The organism is Sphingopyxis sp. BSNA05, assembly GCF_013265645.1.
Taxonomy (GTDB): domain Bacteria; phylum Pseudomonadota; class Alphaproteobacteria; order Sphingomonadales; family Sphingomonadaceae; genus Parasphingorhabdus.
Map to the genome: position 1 here is coordinate 1 of NZ_PYIA01000004.1, position 19049 is coordinate 19049.

Consider the following 19049-nt stretch of genomic DNA (forward strand, 5'->3'; position numbering starts at 1 on the left):
CCTCCCGTTCGCCCTGAGCTTGTCGAAGTTCGGGTTGCGCCAAGCCCGATGCTTCGACGGGCTCAGCACGAACGGCTTTCCTGTCCGCCTGTTCCACAAGCTCCACCAGCGTCGGCAAAAAGCCGGCGAGAGTCTTGCCCGCCCCGGTCGGCGCGGTCAGCAAGGCGTGGCGCCCTGCCCGCGCCGCCGCGAGCATTTCCAGCTGGTGCCGCCGCACGGTCCAGCCGCGCGCGGTGAACCAGTCGGTCAGGATCGACGGAATCTTTTCATCGGCCATGGCGCTGCTCCTGCTCCGTCCTTCCTGCATCGACACGGCATCGCGCCTGCCATCAATATAGGAACGATATTGCGACTGGCAATCACGCCTGATCCTTGCCCGCGCCCGAATATTCCCGTATTCACCGGCCGGAGCGATTTCAACATGGTCGCGCCAGCAGATCCAACAAGAGCGCCAAAGATGGACAACCGGACAATATCGAACAGCCGCATCGAATGGGGCTTCATGATCACCCTTCTGGTCATCATCTCGCTGGCCTTCGCGGTGCTGATCGAACCTTTTTTCGGCGCTGTCGTCTGGGGCGTCGTCGTCGCGGTCCTGTTCCGGCCGGTCTACGAACGGCTGCTGGGCTATCTGCCGGGCCGGGCCAATCTGGTCGCAGCGATCACGCTGATCCTCATTCTGCTGCTGGTCATCGTCCCGGCCATCCTGCTCGGCATGGCGCTGGCGCAGGAAGCGGCCACCATCTATCTGCGAATGCAGGAAGGGGAGATCGATTTCGGCGCTGTTTTGCGGCCTTTGAAAATAGTCTGCCGCAATGGGTGCAGAACCAGCTCGCCGCTTATGGCTATGGCGATTTCGCGAGCATAAGGGCGGAAATCGAACAGTCGATATCCGCCATTCTCGAATTCCTGGTGACCCAGCTGCTCAGCGTCGGCCAAGGCGCCTTCCAGTTCATGCTCGCCCTTGGCGTCATGCTCTACCTGACCTTCTTCCTGCTGCGCGACGGCCGCGCGCTGAGCGACCGGATCGAACAGATGGTGCCGCTCGGAGAGGAGAAGCGGCGCATTCTGATGGAAAAATTCCTCGTGGTCATCCGCGCGACGATCAAGGGCAGCCTGATCATCGCGATCATCCAGGGCAGTCTCGGCGGCCTCGTCTTCTGGGCGCTCGACATCCGCGGCGCCTTGCTCTGGGCGGTGCTCATGGGCATTTTCTCGCTGATTCCGGCAATCGGTACCGGGTTCGTCTGGGTCCCGGTCGCGCTCTATCTTTTTATCACCGGAGCTGTCTGGCAGGCCGTCGTTCTGGTGCTCTGCGGCGTGTTCGTGATCAGTATGGTCGACAATCTCGTCCGGCCCACGCTGGTCGGCAGGGACACGCGGATGCCCGACTATGTCGTGCTGATCTCGACCCTCGGCGGACTGCAGCTGTTCGGCATCAACGGCATTGTCATCGGCCCGCTGGTGGCCGCTCTGTTCATTGCGATCTGGAGCATCTTCTCCGACATGCAGCAGGGTCAGGTGGAGCCGGAAAAAGCTAGCGAATAGTCGCGCGACGCGCCGCTTCGTCCGCCATCGTCATCATCGACCGCGCATGGCGCAGCGCCACCGCATGATGGTCATGGCCATAGCCGCCCCCTAGCGCGCTGGCGACGGCAATGCCGCGGTCACGGGCCTTGCGGATGACCATCCGGTCGCGCTGTTCGAGTCCCGCATCGGTGAGCGCCAGCCGGCCCAGCCGGTCATCGGCGTGCGGATCGACCCCGGCCTGATAGAGCAGCATATCCGGTTTGAAGCCTTCAAGAATTTCCTGCAGAGCTACATCCAGTATCGCCAGATAGGCCTCGTCTTCCACCGCATCGGGCAGCGCAATGTCGCGGCTGGAGCGCGCCTTTCTGGTCGGGAAATTGCGTTCATTATGGATCGACAGGGTGAAAATATCCTCGCGCCCGGCCAGCAAAACCGCGGTGCCGTCGCCCTGATGCACGTCCAGATCGACAATCAATATCCGGCGCGCGTCGCCTTCCGCCAGCAGCCGGTTGGCGGCGATCGCCAGATCGTTGAACACGCAATAGCCGGCGCCGGTGTCGGCCAGCGCATGATGGCTGCCCCCGGCGCTGTTCGCCGCATAGCCATGTTGCAGGGCCAGCTGCGCCGCCAGCCAGGTGCCACCCGACGTATATTGGACGCGGCTGGCAATATCCGCCGACACCGGAAAGCCGATCCGCCGTTCTATTTCACGTGGAACAGTCGCGCTCAGCACCTGCTCGACATAGTCCGGGTCATGCACCGCCTCGATCCACTGGCGCTCCATTAGAGGTGGCTGATGGGCTTGATGCAGCGGCGCATGGGTCTGGATCGCTTCCATCACCAGCCGATATTTATCAAAGACAAAGCTGCCGCTGGCCGGGCGCGGCGCGACATAATCGGGATGGTGGACGATATGGAGCATGGATAGCCTAGGAACGCTTCTGCAGATGATAGGTCAGGGCCATGGCGATACAATGTCTGACGGCCTCGGTTGGCAGTTCCTCTTTGCTGTCAAACAGCACGGCGCGATTGCCGTCAAAGGTCAGTTCCTCGCCATATAGCTGCCGATAGCGCTCGACCAGATCGGTCTGGCAATGCACATAGAGCGCATATGTGTCCGGCGATTTCTTGTGCCGATGGATCCGCACGGTGGTGCCCGACCCGCTCGCCGCCGTCAGAAATGCCGGCTCTCCCCATTTGACCGTCTCTTCCAGCGGACCGATAGCCGGATTCTCGCGCGCAACCTCCAGCACCAGCTGGCGGAGCTGCACCAGCCTCTTGGCTATTTGCTCCGGAAGGCCTTCCCAGGCTGAGCGCGTGGGTTCGGGAATTTCGTCTGTCATGCCCCACCATTATCAGCCGGTCGGGCTTCTTGTCACGCGCCCCGTATCAACCGCCCCGGCCGCGCGCCTGTCGACTGGTCGAAGCGCCGGATAATCTCGCCCGACACGATGGTCGCATCATAGCCGGTGGCGCGCTGGTGCAGGCGTTGCCCGCCGGCAGGCAGATCGCGGACGATCTCCGGCAGATGCAATTGCAGCTTGTCGAGATCGATCACATTGATATCCGCCTTTGCGCCAAGCTTGAGCAGGCCGCGCTCGTCCAGCCCAACCGCTTTGGCGGCCTTGTGCGACAGCATATGCACCGCTTCCGCCAGTTCAAAACGTTCGGCTCCCGGATTGCGGACATATTGGGTCAGCAAATAGGTCGAATAGCTGGCGTCGCAAATCGCGCCATAATGGGCGCCACCGTCGCCGAGGCCGGGAATGCAATGCGGGTGGCTCAGCATTTCATGGGCGCTGGCCAGCGTGCCATTTTCATAATTGCCCAAAGCGGCGAGGAACAGGCCTTTGCCGTCCGTCTCCAGCAGACGGTCATAGGCGATCTCCTGCGGCGTGCAGCCCTTGGCCGCCGCCTGCCCTGCCATGCTCATCTCTTTCGGCGGCGCATAATCCGGCGGATTGTCGAGCGGGAACAGCCAGTTCCAGTCGCGGGCCAGCGCGTTGAACGGATGGCCCTGTTCAAAATCTTCGCTCAGCAAGGCCGCCCGCAAGTCCGGATCGCGCATTGCCTTGACTTGCTCGTCTATCGGCAAGTCGGCGATCTTGGCCCAGCTCGGGCAGAGAATGAAGGGGTGGACCGTCAGCTCCAGCCCGGCGATCAGGCCGATCGGGCGGGGCATGATCTGGGCGGTGGCTTTGCCGCCATTCGCGTTGGTCGCCTCAATCATATCGAGAACCTTGCGCCAGCGCGGCGGGCCGTCATTGCCCGAGGCGAGCGTGAACGTCGCCGGCCGGCCGGAGCTTTCCACCACCCGTTCGATCACCTGATATTCCTTGTCCCAGCCGACAAAGGCATCGAGCACGACCTGAAAGGTCCCCGTCCCGGCATCCTTCATGCCGCCACAAATGGCTTCCAGCTCGGCGACATCGGCTTCGAACGTCGGAATGGAGCCGCCGTCTGCGGTCTTGTGAATCGACAGCCGTGAAGTGGCAAAGCCGATCGCTCCGGCCTCCATCGCTTCCCGCGCCAATTTGCGCATCATGGCCAGGTCATCATCATTGGCCGGTTCGCGGGACGCACCGCGCGCGCCCATGGCGTAAACGCGCAGCGGCGAGTGCGGCAGATAGGCCGCAATATCGATATCGCGCTTGCCTTTCTCGACCACGTCGAGATATTCGGGGAACGTCTCCCAGCTCCACGGCAGGCCGTCGGCCATGACCACGCCCGGGATATCCTCGACGCCTTCCATCACGTTGATCAGCATGTCGTGATCTTCCTTGCGGCAGGGCGCGAAACCGACGCCGCAATTGCCCATGATCGCTGTGGTCACGCCGTGCGAAGATGACGGGCTGAGCTCTTCCGCCCAGATGCACTGGCCGTCATAATGGGTGTGCACATCGATAAAGCCGGGGGTGACGATCTTGCCCGTCGCGTCGATTTCTTCGCGACCGGTTCCGGGCACCTGCCCGATTGCCGCGATCCTCCCGTCGCTGACCGCGATATCGCCGTCAAAGAGTTCACCGCCGCTGCCATCGGCAATGGTCCCGCCGCGAATTACCAGATCATATATTTTGGTCATGTTTAGATTCACCCTCTCACAAGCTGAACGATGCCACCGATCAAGGTGCCAAGTACGAATATATAGATGGGGGGCATGCTGGCGTAGAGCCAAAGCAGCCGTTTTTCCGGTGCCCTGTGATAGCCCAGCGCATAGCCGACCCGCATGAACGGCCAGATCAGTCCGATAGCTGCGGCCCAATAGGGGCTGACGACATAAGCGAACAGCCACAGGCCGGGCAGGAACAGCACCAGATGTTCCAGCGTGTTCTGATGTGCCCGGACATGGCGCTCATATTTGGGGGGTCCGCTATGCGATGGCGGCACGATCTTGAACCGGCCGCGCGCCAGGCCGGCCATCAGCAAAGTGAAATAATAAGCGAGCAGAGCCAGCGCACTGACGATCGCCACATAAATATACGGGTCCATGATCCGCTAATCCCCATCCCTTTTTCAGACTGTTCTGAACGAAGGGATCGGCCCTGGCCATAGTGCATTTCGATAAGAAACTTGTGCCGGGAGAATTTTGCGGCCTGGCGGTTCTCGTTCCTGGCGATCAGCCCAAGGCGCAAAACCAACCATTGGCAAAATATACCATTATTCAGCAACCGTTAATCTGCGTAACTTGGCCGAAATCAATCAAGCCATTGATATATAGAGATTTTATCAAACTGGCACGCCCTGTGCAAAGCTATGTTCATCTTCGCAACACAAGTCGCGAAGCGCCAGTTTAAACAAAAGGAATTTGAAAATGATCAACGTAAACATTCAGAACCAAGTCGCAGCCGCTTTTGCCGCTCTTTTCTCCGCAGCGGTTTTTGTTATCGCAAGTGTTGGCCCGGCCGTTCAAAACTCCGCCGCCCTGATCGCATAACCCCAAACAGAACGAAGGAAAAAACCATGCCCCGCTTCTCATTCCGTCAGGAAATCGCCGCCGGCTTCGCAGCCATATTCTGCTCGGCCATTCTCGTAATCTCGTCGGTCGGTCCGGCAACAAACGGCGCGACCTTCATCTGATGCCAGTCGACCGGTGCGATCTTGCCGGTCGATTGTACGGGGCTAGTGCCCCGCCTGCTCGCCGCGCTCCAGTCCCGATAAGGCCAGCTGCCCGTCAATCTGTGCCATCAGCCGGTCGAGGCCGTCTTCCGATTTTGCCTCGGCCCGGGCGACCAGCACATCCTGCGTATTGCTCGCCCGCAGCAGCCACCAGCCGTCCTCGGTATTGACCCGCGCGCCGTCGGTGTCGTTGACATCGGCGCCGCTGGCCGAAAGCCGCTCCAATATTTCGTCGATCACCGCGAACTTGCGACTCTCGTCGACCTGAAAGCGCATTTCCGGCGTGTTGATCATATCCACCATATCGCTGCGCAACCGGGTGACGCTCTTGCCGATATTGGTCGCCGCCTGGATCAGCCGGATCGCGGCATAAGGCGCGTCGTCGAAACCATAATAATCATGTTTGAAAAACACATGGCCGCTCATTTCGCCGGCGAGCGGCGAACCGGTTTCCTTCATCTTCGACTTGATCAGGCTGTGGCCGGTTTTCCACATCAATGGCTTGCCACCGCATTCCGCGATCCGGTCATAAAGCGCCTGCGAGGCCTTGACGTCCGCAATGATCGTCGCGCCGGGTTCGCTCTTCAGCACATCCTCGGCATAGATTTGCAGCAACTGGTCGCCCCAGATCACCCGGCCCTCGCCGTCAATCGCGCCAATGCGGTCGCCGTCGCCGTCAAAGGCCACGCCGAAGTCGAGGCCTTTCTCCGCGACCAGTGCTTTCAGGTCGGCGAGATTCTTTTCCTCGGTCGGATCGGGATGGTGGTTGGGGAAGCTGCCGTCGACATCGGTGTAGAGCAGATGATGCTCGCCGGCGCCGCGATCGCTGAGCAGTTTCGTCAGCTTCTCGATCACCGGTCCGGCCGCGCCGTTGCCGCAATCCCATCCGACCTTGAACGCACCGCCGGTGAAATTCTTCAGCAGGCGCTCGACATATTCGTCCTCGATATCGATCCGCTCGAACGTGCCGCTGCCCTGATCCCAGTCGCCTTCCGATGCCATGGTGCCGAGGCCGAGAATATCGGCGCCGAAAAAGGGGCGGCCCTGGAACACCATCTTGAAGCCGTTATAATTGGCCGGATTGTGACTTCCGGTAATCATTATGCCACCCTGGACCGTTTCCAGCACAGATTCGGCATAATAAAGCATCGGAGTGGGACCCATTCCGACAGAAATGGCGTTGATTCCGGCATCATTGAGGCCGCGGAAAAGAGCCTCTTCCAGCATCGGGGAACTGTCGCGACCATCAAATCCGGTTGCCACCGCAGTCCCGCCATCGCGCGCGATCAGTTCCGAAACCCCGGCCTATCGCATAGGCATCCTCCGCTCCCAGCGTCTCGCCGATAATCCCGCGAATGTCATATTCGCGCAGGGAAGTGGAGTGGAATTTGTGGGATTTCGGGGCGTTCATGGGCATGGCCTTGCTTTATTGGACTGGCCTCTGTTTCTAAGGCGCAGGTTCCTGAAAATCCAGCGATACTGTCAAAATATGACGCGCGGGCTACCGGCGCGAAGATGCTTCCAATTCTTCCAATAATATGTCGCGCGCCCGGTTGATCATCTTTGCCAGCTGCTCGTCCCCGCCATTGTCGGATGATGCTCCGCCAGCCTTTGCTTCCACGCGGCATTGATCTCGATAAAGCCGGCGTCGTCACCCACGCCAAGCAGGGATCGCGCCCGGTCCAGTTCGAAATTGCGCGGTTTGCGCTTCGGTTCTTCCACATCGCGGGCGGGAATCAATATCCGCCAGCCGCTGAGAAAGGCGGCTCCGGCCAGCATCGCGCCGCCCATGATCCAGCTGCCACCCCGCAGGAAATTGGCACCGATCAGCGCGACCACCAGCGCCAGCCATTGATTGGCGGTCATCGTCTTGGCCTTGCCCGACAATATCAGCCAGGCCAGCATCGCGCCGCCAAAGATGAGCAACGGCGTCATGCGTCAGGCAACCAGCTTTGGCTTTGTCGTCGCTGGACCGGCGTCTTCGGCTTTCTGTTCCGCGGTCTGCGGCAGCGCCAGATGTTTGATCAGCTCGCGCAATTCCTGTCGCGCCGCCAGATGGCTGGTGGCCAGCCGGCCGAGATATTTCTTGTCGAGCATGGTCAGGCCGGCCGGGAACAGTTCGCGGTAGATCACGCGCTCGCTCAGCCCGGGAATGATGCGGAAACCGACGCGCTGCGACAATTCTGCCAATGCAGCGACGATCCGCTTCATATTATGCGCTTCGACATATTGTGTCCGGTTGCGCAGCAACACCCAGTCGATCGTCGTACCATCAGCCTTGGCCCGCGCCTTCCGCGCATCCCAGATCAGTTCGGCATAAAAGCTCAATTTTCGGACCTTGTAGGTTTCCGGATCGACCTGTCCGATCAGTCGAAATCGACGAAACTGTCGTTGATCGGCGTCACCAGGCTGTTGGCTCTGGTAGCGACAAAGCGGGCGAACTTGTCATCGCGACCCGGCGTGTCAAACAGCAGATAATCCACATTGTCCGCCATTTTCGCCATCAGCTGCTCGAGCCGGGCGAGATTGTCCTCTTCGAACACTTCATAATAGGGCTGCGGAATATCAATATTCAGCCGCTTCATCGTCGCATCGCGGTTTTCCAGGTAGCGATAGGATGTCCGCTGACGCGGATCGAGGTCGATGATCCCGACCTTGTGACCCTGATAAGCGAGGGCAACCGCAACATGGACCGCGGTGGTCGACTTGCCGGTCCCGCCTTTCTCGTTGGCGAAGACAATATGATACGCACTGCTGGTCACGTTTTGATCAATACCCCTGTTCTTGGCCCTTGCGAAGGACGATACACCGTCCCATAGCTTACACGAGCTTTACAGAAAATCTAAACGCAAAGAGTGTTCCATGCAAATTGTTCGACAGCTTGACCCGCTGCGGGACGCTTTGGCGTCCTTTCGCAAAACCGGTGCGAAAATAGGGCTGGTTCCGACCATGGGTGCGCTGCACGCGGGCCATATGCGGTTGGTGGACGTCGCGATGGAACAATGCGACGCGGTCGTCGCTTCGATCTTCGTCAACCCCACCCAATTCGGCGAAGGAGAGGATCTTGATGCCTATCCGCGTCAGGAAGCCGCCGATGCTGCCCTGCTGCAGGCGGCGGGGGTGAAGCTGCTGTGGGCGCCCACGGCCGATCAGGTCTATCCGGACGGTTATGCCACCCATGTCAGTGTCAGCGGGATCAGCGACGGGCTTTGCGGCGCCGCGCGCCCGGGCCATTTCGACGGAGTCTCCACGGTTGTGGCAAAATTGTTCAATCAGGTCCGCCCCGATGCCGCCTATTTTGGCGAGAAAGACTATCAGCAGCTTGCGGTCATCCGCCGGATGGCACGCGACCTTGATTTCACCCATGATATAGTCGGTGTGCCGACTGTCCGCGATCCTGATGGCCTCGCGCTGTCGTCGCGCAACGCTTACTTGACCGCCGAGCAAAGAGCCAATGCTGCGGCGCTTCCCGATGCCATGCGGGAAGCGGCCAATGCGATCGCAGCTGGCGGCAATATCGCCGATATACTGGACGCCGCGAAGACCAGAATATTGGGTTCCGGCTTTCACAAGATTGATTATTTCGAGCTACGCGACGCCAATCGACTTACTATTCTCGATATTTTTACAGAGCCTGCCCGTCTTTTCGCCGCCGCCCATATCGGTAGGACGCGGCTGATCGACAATATCCCTGTTTCCTAGGCCTGTAGCGCTTTGCGGTTAACCAAATTTCCGGGAAAAACCGCAGATTCAAAGGGTTTCTGCAGGGATGGAACCGGATTTTCGCGATTCGCGTTAACCATTTCTTTAGGACATTGCGCTGAAAGTCGGCCTGTCGCCAGCAAGTGCGGCAACAGAAACAGGGACTGACAATATGGGCAACAGCATGAAAAGCGCCGCCTTTCTGATAGAAAGCCGCCTCGCCGAGGCATCGCATGGTAGCAGCAATGCATATTTCGATCTGGGCGTGATCTATTCCACCGGATCGGATGGCGTCGAGGTCGATCTGATCGAAGCGCATAAATGGTTCAATCTGGCGGCCTTGTCCGGCCACGATGAAAGCAAGGTCTGCCGTGCGGAAATATCGCTCGACATGACAGCGCGCGAAATCGCCGAAGCACAGCGGGAAGCACGCAGCTGGTTACAGGAAACTTCACGCCGCGCTGCGTGACTCTAACCGGTTTTTTGAACGGCCCCAATTCGGCCAGAAATTCGATATCGGCAGCGACCGCCTGCCGTTCGCGTTCGAGATAGTCGGCTATCGCAGACCGAAATCCCGGATCGACGATATAATGGGCTGACCAGGTCGGCACCGGCTGATAGCCCCGGGCCAGCTTGTGGCTGCCTTGCGCTCCAGCCTCGACGGTCTTCAATCCGCGCGCAATCGCCGCGTCGATCGCCTGATAATAGCAAATCTCGAAATGCAGAAACGGGATATTGCGCGTACAGCCCCAATAGCGACCGTAAAGCGTTTCTTCGCCGATAACATTGAGTGCGCCCGCGACGGGGACACCCTCCTGCATCGCGAATATCAGCAGCAGCTTCTCGCCCATCTTCTGATGCAGGAGATCGAATGCGCTGCGGGTCAGATAGGGCTGTCCCCATTTGCGCATCCCGGTATCCTGGTAGAATTCCCAGAAATAGTCCCAGTGATGCGGTTGGATTTCGTCGCCTGACAGATGGACTATGTCGACTTCTTGCTGGGCCTTGGCCCGTTCCCGGCGGATCGCCTTGCGTTTCCGGGAAGACAATGCGCCTAGAAAGTCATCGAAGCTCTGATAGCCGTCATTGCGCCAGTGGAACTGGCTGTCGGTGCGGATCATCCACCCGGCTTCGCGAAAATAGCCGAGTTGGCCCTCGCTGACAAAAGTCGCGTGCACCGACGAGATTCCGTTATTCTCTGCCAGCTGCTCGGCCGCCCGCAACAGCGGCACCGCGAGGGATTGGTCACGCAACAGCAGGCGGGGGCCTGGCACCGGAGAAAAGGGGGCCGCTATCTGGATCTTGGGATAATATTGGCCGCCGGCATTTTCATAGGCATGGGCCCATTGCTGGTCGAATATATATTCTCCCTGACTGTGAGACTTGAGATAGGCGGGCAGGCAGGCGGCGATTTCACCGGCACTATCCTCGATGATGACGGGCAGGGATTTCCAGCCGGTACCGGGTCCGACGCTGGCCGACTCTTCCATCGCGGACAGGAAAGCGTGGGATACAAACGGATTGGCGGAGCCGGCGCACGCATTCCACTGGTCAGCCGGCAGGCTGGCGATATTTTCGGCAACGCGTGCAACGATCCCGGTCGGGGCGGCTGGCGGCTCAGACATGCGGATCAGCTCTCCGGTATCTCGTAAACCGGTTCGTCTGCATAGAGAGCCGCGGTTTTTCCTGCTCGGCGGACCGCACGGTCCAGGTGACGATGGGTAAGCCGCGCGCGCGCTGGGCTGCGGCAAAGCGGGACGGCAGGTCGCGGATATCATAAGCCAGGAAATCGGGCTTCGCTGCCCAGAGATTGCGATGACGCGCGATCCTTCCGCGCCAGTTCCCGCTGTCTTCTTCCGTCACAACCAGTCCCCGGACGATATGGTCGGCATTCTTTCGAAACCAGGCACAGACCAGCGGATTGAACGACATGATGGCTGCCTTGCCGCCATAACCTTCCAATGCCCTGCGGACAGAAAGACACAATGGGCCTACCCGCACGTTGCGCGACTTGATTTCTATCAGGACCGGGACCCGTCCGCCTATCTGGGCAAGGGTTTCGCGCAAGCGCGGAATCTTGCCATGGCCGTCATTGAGCTGGATCCGGTCAATATCGTCGGCCCGCAAGTTGCCTATCCGGCCGCTCTGGCCCGTCAGCCGGTCCAGTTCATAGTCATGGAAGACAAAGGCGCGGCCATCTTCGGCGGCCTGGACGTCGCATTCAATTCCGTGACCCAGCTTGATCGCGGCCTCGAAGGCGGCGGGACTGTTTTCCAGTACGCCCCTTCCGTGCAGACCCCGATGCGCATAGGGCTGGCCTTTCAGAAATGCTACGCGACCGGCCGCCGGAGCGGGTGCCAGCGCATTGTCTAGCAGCTTCGCGATCACTCGGGCTTCAGGGCGATGATGGCGTCAACCTCGACCGCAACCCCAAGCGGCAGCGAGGCCACGCCGACCGCGCTTCGGGCATGCTGCCCGGCGGCGCCGAAAATCACTTCCATCATGTCGGAACAGCCGTTTGCGACCTTGGGATGGTCAGTATAGTCCGCGGTGCTGTTGACGAAGACCCCGAGCTTCACGATCCGGTCCACCCGGTCGAGCGATCCAGCAGCTTTCTTGATTTGCGCTGCGATCATCAGCGCGCAGGCCTTGGCGGCCTGTTGCCCGTCTTCCAGTGACATATCGTCACCCAGCCGCCCGGTGATCAGTCTGCCGTCGTGCATGGAGACCTGTCCGCTGATATGGAGCATGCCATTCACTTCGATGGTGGGAACATAAGAGGCAACCGGGGCCGCAGGTGTCGGCAATTCAATGCCCTTGGCGATCAGGGCCTGTTCAATATTGTCGGTCATAAGGCAAAACTCTCACGCATGGTTGGCAGGGTCAAGCTCTTGCGATGGCAAGTCCATCGCCGGAGCCGGTACGGCATTGTCAAACTTGTCCGATATCCAGGCCGTAGCCTCGGCCCAAAGGTCAATCCGGGCGTGGGCGGCCGGGTTGGTGGTGACATGTCTGGCCATGATTGGTTCACCGACCATTTGCAGGCGCCATACGTCGGGTGCATGTTTGGCGACGCTGCCGTGCTGGTGACCCAGATCATCGACAAAACGGTCACGCTGGGCTCATATTCCGCGAGAATGCCGGCCAGAAGTTCACCCTTGCCGCCCTGGTTGGTATAGACGGGAAAATCGATACCGACAGCCTTGAGCTGCTCGGCGCGGGCTTCGCGGCGGTCATCGAGCAGATTGGTCAGGATCACGACATCGGCGATTTCACCGAGCCTGTTGATGGATTCAACCGCGCCCTCGATCGCGCCCTGCCGGTGCATTTCATTGTCGAAAAACTCTTTCAGCATCGGCCAGATCTGTTGCGGCAATACCTGGGTCCCGTCATGTTTATGGCGCAGGGCATTGGCGAAATTATTGCCGTTTTCCAGGTCGAAATGGATATGCTTGTCACTGTCCAGCCATTGCTGGAACGGGACCACCATGTGCAGCAGGACTTCGTCGCAATCGCTGATCAGAAGCGGCTTGTTACTCATAAAAGTCTCCGGAAGAGTTTAAATGCTGCGCTGCTGCAGCGAGTTTTTCGGGGGCGACACCGATAGCGTCGGCGCAGGCGACCAGATCGGGTTCGTGATTGGCAAGAAAACCGAGCAGCGATGACAGCATCGCCGGGTCTTCGAGACCCGACCGCAGTTCGCGGGGATCGAGGCCGGTCAGGGCGAGCAGTCGCTCGGCGCGATCCTGATCCTGCAGCACCCATCCGAGCGCCTGCAAGGCGATGATTTCGCTGTCCGGCCCGAGATTGGGATTTGTTTCCATTGCCGCTTTCGCCTAATGGTTTGGCAGCAAGTTTGAAAGGGCAAATCCGGCTGTGGCAAAAGAGTATTGGTGGTTGAGGACAATGAATTGAACCTCAAGCTATTCTGTGATCTGCTGCGGGCCCACGGTTTTGTTGTCGAGCCGGTCAGCGACGGCCGGGAAGTGCTCGAAAAGGCGCGAAGCTTCGTGCCGAATCTGATCGTCATGGATATCCAGTTGCCGCATGTCAGCGGTCTGGAACTGATCGAGCAGATCAAGAAAGACGGGCAGCTCAAGATCATACCGATCATGGCCGTCACCGCTTATGCCGGCAAGGGGGACGAGGACCGGATTTTGAGTGCCGGGGCAGAGGCTTATGTCTCAAAGCCGATATCGGTCGCGAAATTCATCGAATCGGTGCAGAAAGTTCTGCACCGCTAAAGACTGGCCAAAGCCTGCTTATTTGATTTTGGCTTCCTTGAACTCGACATGCTTGCGCACAACCGGATCATATTTGCGCTGCACCATTTTCTCGGTGAGATTCCGCGGGTTCTTGCGGGTCACATAGAAAAAGCCTGTGTCCGCCGTGCTGACGAGTTTGATCTTTACATTGGCTGGTTTCGCCATGGTGCATTCCTTAAGGCAGAAGCTGAAATAAAAACAGCGACGCTATCGGGCGCCGCATTCGTTCCCGCGCTAATGGTGAAAAGCCCGATGAATGTCAAGAAAAAGCCTTCACGCTTCCCGGCGTGGCAAAGGGCGTCCCATTTACGACTATTTAACCATGTTTTGCATAGTCATCCGGAAACAGGGGCCGTTGCGATGAACCATGATCAAAATCCGTTTGTACAGGCAGAAATGCTGAACTTGCTCGACAATCTGCCAGCGGAACTGGCCGCTCGTCATCCACTGCAATTTCTCATGCATCTGGACCATGTCCGGCAAAAAGCGGCCGAGCACCGGCTTTCGGCGCTTCGCGACCTCAGCTCAGCGCTGGAAAGCGCATTGCAGCCGGCGATGCAAAATGGCGGTGCCATGACCATCGCGCGTTCATATCTCGAGGCCATGCGCGCCACGCTCGAAATGGGCCAGGTAAACCCGGCGATGACCGAAGCGCTGCTGGCCAATGTCGCGCTTCGTCTCGGCGGGCAGGCCTGACGCCGGGCCTTGTGGATGCTTTCCTAACTTCGCTTTTTGCTCTGGCCGTTGCCGAATTTGGCGACCGGCCGCAGATATTGTGCGCCGCTCTGGCGATACGATATGCCCGTGTCTCGCCGGTCATCTGCGGCCTCGGCCTGGCTACGCTCTGCAATTGCGTGATTTCCGCCATCGCCGGATCGGCGGTCCATGGCTGGATCAGTGAAGATGCTCTGCAGCTTTTCTATGCCCTGTCGCTGATATTTGCCGGTTTTGGCATGGTGGTCTGGCGCCGCCCGGTCGACTTGCTGCAAAAATGGCGGTTAGGGCCGTTCTGGACGTCGTTTCTCGGGCTCTTCATCTTGCAACTGGGTGACAAGGGACAATTTGTCCTGATGGCCACCGCTGCCCGGACGGACATGGCGGCCTTCGCCGCCGCCGGAGGATGGACCGGGGTGATGATCGCCTGCGTGCCCGCGATATTGTTCCACCGGCAAATGGCCGCGCATGTTTCGATGGCACGCGTCCGCTATGCCGGTGGTGCCGGTTTTATCATCGTCGGTATGATAGTGGCGCTCGGCGCATGGGGTATATTCTGACCCGACTCGAACAGATCGATGTTATCAATCTTAGATAGCAATTCTTCTCGTTTTATCGATCAGTCGATATGGTTTAGTCTTCCTGCTGTAGAATGAAAATTCCGAAAAGGAGATCGAACATGACCACAGGTGACAATGCAAAGAAAGCCGTAGCTGAGGCGCTGAACGGGATTTTGGCGGACAGTTTCGCCCTCTATCTCAAGACCAAGAACTTTCACTGGCACGTTTCCGGCCCCATTTCCGCGACTATCATCTGATGTTCGACGAGCAGGCGGCGCAGATTCTTGCCACCACGGACCTGATCGCCGAACGGGTCCGGAAAATGGACATCGGACGCTTACCTCAATCGGCGATATCGCCAAGCGACAGAGCATTTCGGACAATGACAGTGCCAAGGTGAAGGCATCGGATATGCTCGCCGAGTTACATGCCGATAATCTGAAGCTGGTCGAAACGCTGCGGGAAGCAAAGGAACTTGCAGGAGAAGCCGGTGACAATGCGACCGATGGTCTGCTCGACGACTGGACCGACCAGGCCGAAGAACGGGCCTGGTTTTTGCTCGAGATCGCTCAGAAAGACTGATTCAAGTTTAGGCATCAACTGTCTGACCGCATAGAAAATGACAGTGTCAATATATCTCCGCCGCCCGTTTACTTGGCTAAACTGGCGGCGGAAGAGTCTGTGGCCGTAATATTGACGTTTCTGTTGCCAAATCATCACAGATGTAACCAAAATTCGTAATCTCGCTCTCGGGAAATCCCAGAAAACTGCTGTTCGTTAGCCCCGTTTTGGTAAAATGGTAAATTTGCCTTTGATTCAAGTCCGAAAACCAAGCACAGTAATGGCAGAGGTCTATTCTGACTTAATATTGTAAGGGGCATTCTTCGATGATCAAGAATTTCGGACATTCCAAAAGATCGGTACTTTTGCGTACAGCAGCAGCCGGCGCAATTGCTACTCTCGCACTGGCATCGCCGGCAAAGGCCATTGTGCCTGGTCAAAACGAAACCAGCGAATCCATTGTCGATGAAGATGGTGGAGTGAATGGCGTCGGTCAGATGGTCATATCCAACGGTGGTGGATCTGTTGGCTTGTGTACCGGAACCCTGATAAACCCCAGAACCGTGATCTTTGCGGCTCACTGCGTGAATAGCCGGCCGGAAGATGCATATGGCTCCAATACCGGCGGCGTTCCTATTAGTTTCGGGTTTGCCGTTGATAATTTTCCTGCAATCCTGAACTGGTTTGGCAGTGGCTTCAGCACCAACACCGCTGATTTTCTCTACAATGTGAATCAGGTAAACTGGAATATCGCGTCCGCACCTACCGGTTTTCTGGAAGCCGATGTCGCGCTGGCGACGCTTGACACACCAGCGGCGGATATTCGACCTGGGCTATTCTGTTTTCCGCATTGCCTGATCCAGGCGCAATCGATTCGGTAACCGGCACCGGATATCATGTTAATCAGACCGGCTATGGCGGAACCGGTAATGCAGTTGATGGCGCTGTCGACGGCATTGATTTCGTCGGCGCCTGGTCGAAAACTATTTGGGTGCCCTAGCATCGCTGAACGATTTGGGAGAGCCACTGGTTGGTCCTGAGCCCTTCGGAGCCGATTTCCCACAAAATCTCTACTGGGCCGACTTTGACAGCATAGAAGATGCCAATGGAAATCGTTCGGTTTTCTCGGATTTCAACTGGTTACGCGATGAGGCATTGCCAAACGAGGGAACAACCGCCGGCGGCGATTCAGGCGGTCCGCTTGTTCTGGATGCAGCCAATAATGCAATAACCAGCGAAGATCTGGTACTGGGCGTATTGTCCGGCGGCGCAGGTTTTTAGGAGGTTCCGACCAGCTCGGTTCGGCCAGCTTCTATCAGCCTCTGTTCCAATTCTGGGACTATATCGCGGCCAATAACGCCTATCACTACGTAACCGCAAATGCCGGTGATGGCGATTGGGAAGATGGAAGCCACTGGACCAGTCTGCTTGATCCCAACTACCGTATCATTGATGAGAGTGGTGCCATTGTAAATGGTATCCCGACGACAGAACCGGGCGGCGTAAATGCTGTGGAACCGGATTTTGGCGCAGTGTGTATTCAAGGACCGGTTGTCGGTGCGATTGGCGGGAATGTCTGTATTGATCTGAGCGACGGTGAAATCACTCCGACCGATCCCGCTGGTGAAGATTTACCAGCCGCTGTGATGAACAACGGCGGTGCGGCCGCTGGCTCTGTTACCGTTTTGGGCAATAACAGTGCGACGGTGCAGTTGACGGATGGCACCTCTCCGCTGGCCAATAACAGTGCGACTGTCGAAATTGAAGTAGCTGCTGCGGACGATGCCGGTGCAACCGTTGTTTCCGGAGCGGCCAATGCGCAATTCAGCGAACCGGTTCTGGAAAGCCATGCGGAAGGCGATCCGCTGCCAGCGCCAACGCTTGCTAACGGATTGCCTGGCGCAACCGATTTCGTGCCAAATAATGTCGATCCGGATGGCTTAGGAGCCGCTGGCGCTTATTATGATGTCACGCTGAGCAATGCAGGCATCACCACTCTGGGCAGCACGGTTGAGATTGACCGCCTGACTGTTTCTGGCGCTGCCGGGCTTGATATTACCGCAGACGGAAGCTTGACCAGCCTTATCGATGTTACTCAGGCCGGGGGCATGGTAAATATCGATGGTTCTCTGACATCTGTCGGCGACTATTTCCTGATGGCAGGTCTGCTATCCGGTACCGGCTCGGTGAACACACCATTCCTGACAAATGTGATGGGCGGAATTGCACCGGGCACGATGGGGACGATCGGAACATTGACGGTCAATGGCAACACCATCCTGTCTTCCGGCTCCACGCTGCTGGTTGATATTGGCGCATCGGGTGATTCCGATCTTCTCGCAGTCAATGGTGCTGCCGATTTAGGCGGTACTGTCGTGTTCTCGCCGGTCAGTGGTTTCCAGACTGCAACAGCCAGCAATTACCAGATTCTCACTGCGACCGATGGCGTTACGGATGAGTTCGATGGCGCGGCGCAAATTTCGGCGATTCTGCTTTCCGAATTCAGCTATAGCGCGAATGCTGTCGACGTAACCATCAGCGCGCAAAGCTATCAGAATGTGATCGCTGCAGATAATGCGGTTCAGGTCAGCTTTGCTGCTCTGATGGACAACAACCGTGGCAACACGGCTGTTGCAGATCTGTTCACCTTCCTCGACTTTACCGATGCCGGTACCATCCAGGCGACGTTTGACAGCTGGGCGCCGACAACGGAATCTACTGTTCAGGCCATGGGTCAGTCTTTCCTCGGCAATGTCTCTGATTTCTACCAGAACAGAATCAGTCTGGCCGAGCGGTCCTCCAATGGCGGTACCATCGCTGTAATCGGTCGCCCGATGCAGCTGGCGGCCACGTCACTGGGCGGGCTGGCAATGAACGGCGCAAGCGTCCTGAGTGACGCTGCCGCGAATGCGGACGATACCGAAGTGCGTTCCGGTGGTGTCAACGAAGACATGGCCGTCTATCTCGCCGGTGGTTTTGTGAACGGGGATGGCGGTTCCATGCCTCTCACCAATCCCGCTCCGGGATCCGACGGAGAAGACGAGTTTGACGGCTTCTTCATTGCCGGTGGTCTCGAATATTATCTCGACGAAGCCTCCTTCATCGGCGTCTCGGCTTATTATTCGGATGTGGATGCAACGGCTGCCCTTGGCAATACGGCGCAATCGACAGCGATCATGGGTTCGATCTACGGTCGGAAGAAAATGTCAGGCGGTCTGGTTCTGGATGGCCGGGCGACGGTCGGTACCTATAATGCGGAGACGCTGCGTACCGTTTCGCTTGGTACCCAATCCTTCAGCCTCACCACCGATGACGACAGCATGGTCTATGCTGCTGAACTCGGCTTGTCGAAAGAGATGGAAATGCTCGACGTGATCGCCGCTCCCGGAATTCGGGCGCGCGCGGCCAAGATCAACTTCAGCAATGTTGACGAACAGGGCGGTGGACCGGCTTTGACGATCATCCGTCCCGACTATGAGAGCATCCAGGGCCTCGCGGGTATCGAGTTCAAGTCCAAGCCGGGCCGGAAATTGCAGATGCGCGCGTCGATGAATTATGTCCATGAATTCCAGGACAACCCGAACAGCTTCGGTGCAAATTT

Annotated in this window: 23 protein-coding genes and 4 pseudogenes; 13 read left to right on the forward strand and 14 right to left on the reverse strand. The window is 58.2% G+C overall.

All coding sequences use genetic code 11. The annotated features are described in order from the left end of the window. Positions 1–277, reverse strand: a 277-nt coding sequence (locus C8024_RS00440) for a DEAD/DEAH box helicase (protein WP_254305419.1), incomplete at its 3' end; no start/stop codon positions are given. 69 nt (positions 278–346) lie between these two features. Here C8024_RS00440 and C8024_RS20635 point away from each other — a divergent pair. Together C8024_RS20635 and C8024_RS00445 are read left to right on the forward strand one after the other, a co-directional pair. Then, positions 347–868: a hypothetical protein gene (locus C8024_RS20635; RefSeq protein ID WP_254305425.1), complete on the forward strand. Its 522-nt coding sequence runs from the start codon at positions 347–349 to the stop codon at positions 866–868. Next, entirely contained in the window at positions 820–1548 is a 729-nt protein-coding gene (locus tag C8024_RS00445) for an AI-2E family transporter (protein WP_367947077.1), read from the forward strand. The genes C8024_RS20635 and C8024_RS00445 overlap by 49 nt, the downstream gene beginning before the upstream one ends. Here the strand turns inward: C8024_RS00445 and C8024_RS00450 are convergent. From C8024_RS00450 to C8024_RS00465, 4 genes are read right to left on the reverse strand one after another with little or no spacing between them, the layout of a single operon-like run. After that, positions 1538–2452 carry a histone deacetylase gene (locus C8024_RS00450; RefSeq protein WP_100093045.1) on the reverse strand — a complete coding sequence of 305 codons (915 nt, stop codon included), beginning with the start codon at positions 2450–2452 and terminating at the stop codon, positions 1538–1540. The two genes, C8024_RS00445 and C8024_RS00450, sit on opposite strands and share 11 nt — an antisense overlap. A gap of 7 nt (positions 2453–2459) precedes the next feature. Beyond that, entirely contained in the window at positions 2460–2873 is a 414-nt protein-coding gene (locus tag C8024_RS00455) for a DUF1801 domain-containing protein (protein WP_100093044.1), read from the reverse strand. Positions 2874–2905: 32 nt separating this feature from the next. Continuing rightward, entirely contained in the window at positions 2906–4612 is a 1707-nt protein-coding gene (locus tag C8024_RS00460; RefSeq protein ID WP_173202549.1) for an amidohydrolase family protein, read from the reverse strand. 8 nt (positions 4613–4620) lie between these two features. Next, entirely contained in the window at positions 4621–5019 is a 399-nt protein-coding gene (locus C8024_RS00465; protein WP_173202550.1) for an MAPEG family protein, read from the reverse strand. A 62-nt stretch (positions 5020–5081) separates the two neighbouring features. On the opposite strand from C8024_RS00465, the gene C8024_RS00470 reads away from it, so the two are divergent. Both C8024_RS00470 and C8024_RS22425 read left to right on the forward strand, forming a co-directional pair. Beyond that, the gene (locus C8024_RS00470; RefSeq protein ID WP_173202551.1) at positions 5082–5324 is read left to right on the forward strand and encodes a hypothetical protein; all 243 of its coding nucleotides are present in this window, start codon (positions 5082–5084) and stop codon (positions 5322–5324) included. A 17-nt stretch (positions 5325–5341) separates the two neighbouring features. Further along, positions 5342–5464 carry a hypothetical protein gene (locus C8024_RS22425; RefSeq protein WP_302051566.1) on the forward strand — a complete coding sequence of 41 codons (123 nt, stop codon included), beginning with the start codon at positions 5342–5344 and terminating at the stop codon, positions 5462–5464. Between the two features lie 185 nt (positions 5465–5649). On the opposite strand, the pseudogene pgmG reads toward C8024_RS22425, so the two are convergent. The 3 genes and pseudogenes from pgmG to C8024_RS22430 form a co-directional block, all read right to left on the reverse strand. Further along, a pseudogene (gene pgmG, locus C8024_RS00475) lies at positions 5650–7057 on the reverse strand (phosphoglucomutase/phosphomannomutase PgmG). Positions 7058–7203: 146 nt separating this feature from the next. Beyond that, positions 7204–7581 (reverse strand): hypothetical protein, encoded by a 378-nt coding sequence (locus tag C8024_RS00480; RefSeq protein WP_173202552.1) that lies wholly within the window; start codon positions 7579–7581, stop codon positions 7204–7206. Between the two features lie 3 nt (positions 7582–7584). After that, positions 7585–8408 (reverse strand): annotated as a pseudogene (locus C8024_RS22430) (division plane positioning ATPase MipZ). A 100-nt stretch (positions 8409–8508) separates the two neighbouring features. Here C8024_RS22430 and panC point away from each other — a divergent pair. Both panC and C8024_RS20640 read left to right on the forward strand, forming a co-directional pair. Further along, positions 8509–9348: a pantoate--beta-alanine ligase gene (panC, locus tag C8024_RS00495; RefSeq protein WP_173202554.1), complete on the forward strand. Its 840-nt coding sequence runs from the start codon at positions 8509–8511 to the stop codon at positions 9346–9348. A gap of 184 nt (positions 9349–9532) precedes the next feature. Beyond that, positions 9533–9652 (forward strand): annotated as a pseudogene (locus C8024_RS20640) (hypothetical protein); the annotation flags it as partial. A 22-nt stretch (positions 9653–9674) separates the two neighbouring features. Here C8024_RS20640 and C8024_RS00505 read toward each other — a convergent pair. The 5 genes from C8024_RS00505 to C8024_RS00525 are packed head-to-tail and all read right to left on the reverse strand — an operon-like array spanning position 9675 to position 13172. Next, a complete protein-coding gene (locus C8024_RS00505; protein WP_254305421.1) occupies positions 9675–10973 on the reverse strand; it encodes a GNAT family N-acetyltransferase in 1299 nt (432 codons plus the stop codon). Beyond that, on the reverse strand, positions 10966–11736 hold the full coding sequence (locus tag C8024_RS00510) for a glycerophosphodiester phosphodiesterase family protein (RefSeq protein WP_367947078.1): 771 nt from the start codon (positions 11734–11736) through the stop codon (positions 10966–10968). Before C8024_RS00510 ends, C8024_RS00505 begins: the two co-directional genes overlap by 8 nt. Beyond that, positions 11733–12200 carry a RidA family protein gene (locus C8024_RS00515; RefSeq protein ID WP_173202555.1) on the reverse strand — a complete coding sequence of 156 codons (468 nt, stop codon included), beginning with the start codon at positions 12198–12200 and terminating at the stop codon, positions 11733–11735. Before C8024_RS00515 ends, C8024_RS00510 begins: the two co-directional genes overlap by 4 nt. Next, positions 12197–12889, reverse strand: coding sequence for an HAD family hydrolase (locus C8024_RS00520; RefSeq protein ID WP_367947079.1), 693 nt, complete (start codon positions 12887–12889; stop codon positions 12197–12199). Before C8024_RS00520 ends, C8024_RS00515 begins: the two co-directional genes overlap by 4 nt. Then, positions 12882–13172 carry a DUF3572 domain-containing protein gene (locus C8024_RS00525; protein ID WP_100093032.1) on the reverse strand — a complete coding sequence of 97 codons (291 nt, stop codon included), beginning with the start codon at positions 13170–13172 and terminating at the stop codon, positions 12882–12884. Before C8024_RS00525 ends, C8024_RS00520 begins: the two co-directional genes overlap by 8 nt. 66 nt (positions 13173–13238) lie before the next feature. Here C8024_RS00525 and C8024_RS00530 point away from each other — a divergent pair, with 66 nt between their 5' ends. Further along, complete coding sequence (locus C8024_RS00530) at positions 13239–13592, forward strand: response regulator (protein ID WP_173202556.1); 354 nt, start codon at positions 13239–13241, stop codon at positions 13590–13592. Between the two features lie 18 nt (positions 13593–13610). On the opposite strand, the gene rpmG is transcribed toward C8024_RS00530, so the two are convergent. Continuing rightward, positions 13611–13778: a 50S ribosomal protein L33 gene (gene rpmG, locus C8024_RS00535; protein WP_066741431.1), complete on the reverse strand. Its 168-nt coding sequence runs from the start codon at positions 13776–13778 to the stop codon at positions 13611–13613. Between the two features lie 195 nt (positions 13779–13973). On the opposite strand from rpmG, the gene C8024_RS00540 reads away from it, so the two are divergent. From C8024_RS00540 to C8024_RS22680, 6 genes and pseudogenes are all read left to right on the forward strand, one after another. Then, the gene (locus C8024_RS00540; protein WP_173202557.1) at positions 13974–14309 is read left to right on the forward strand and encodes a hypothetical protein; all 336 of its coding nucleotides are present in this window, start codon (positions 13974–13976) and stop codon (positions 14307–14309) included. Positions 14310–14320: 11 nt separating this feature from the next. Then, on the forward strand, positions 14321–14887 hold the full coding sequence (locus C8024_RS00545; RefSeq protein WP_173202558.1) for a TMEM165/GDT1 family protein: 567 nt from the start codon (positions 14321–14323) through the stop codon (positions 14885–14887). Between the two features lie 119 nt (positions 14888–15006). Continuing rightward, positions 15007–15469, forward strand: a pseudogene (locus C8024_RS00550) (Dps family protein). Positions 15470–15774: 305 nt separating this feature from the next. Then, positions 15775–16329, forward strand: a complete 555-nt coding sequence (locus tag C8024_RS00555) for a serine protease (RefSeq protein WP_173202559.1) — start codon at positions 15775–15777, stop codon at positions 16327–16329. A 106-nt stretch (positions 16330–16435) separates the two neighbouring features. Beyond that, positions 16436–16729: a hypothetical protein gene (locus C8024_RS00560; RefSeq protein ID WP_173202560.1), complete on the forward strand. Its 294-nt coding sequence runs from the start codon at positions 16436–16438 to the stop codon at positions 16727–16729. 251 nt (positions 16730–16980) lie between these two features. Then, a partial coding sequence (locus C8024_RS22680; RefSeq protein ID WP_173202561.1) for an autotransporter outer membrane beta-barrel domain-containing protein occupies positions 16981–19049 on the forward strand: 2069 nt, incomplete at its 3' end.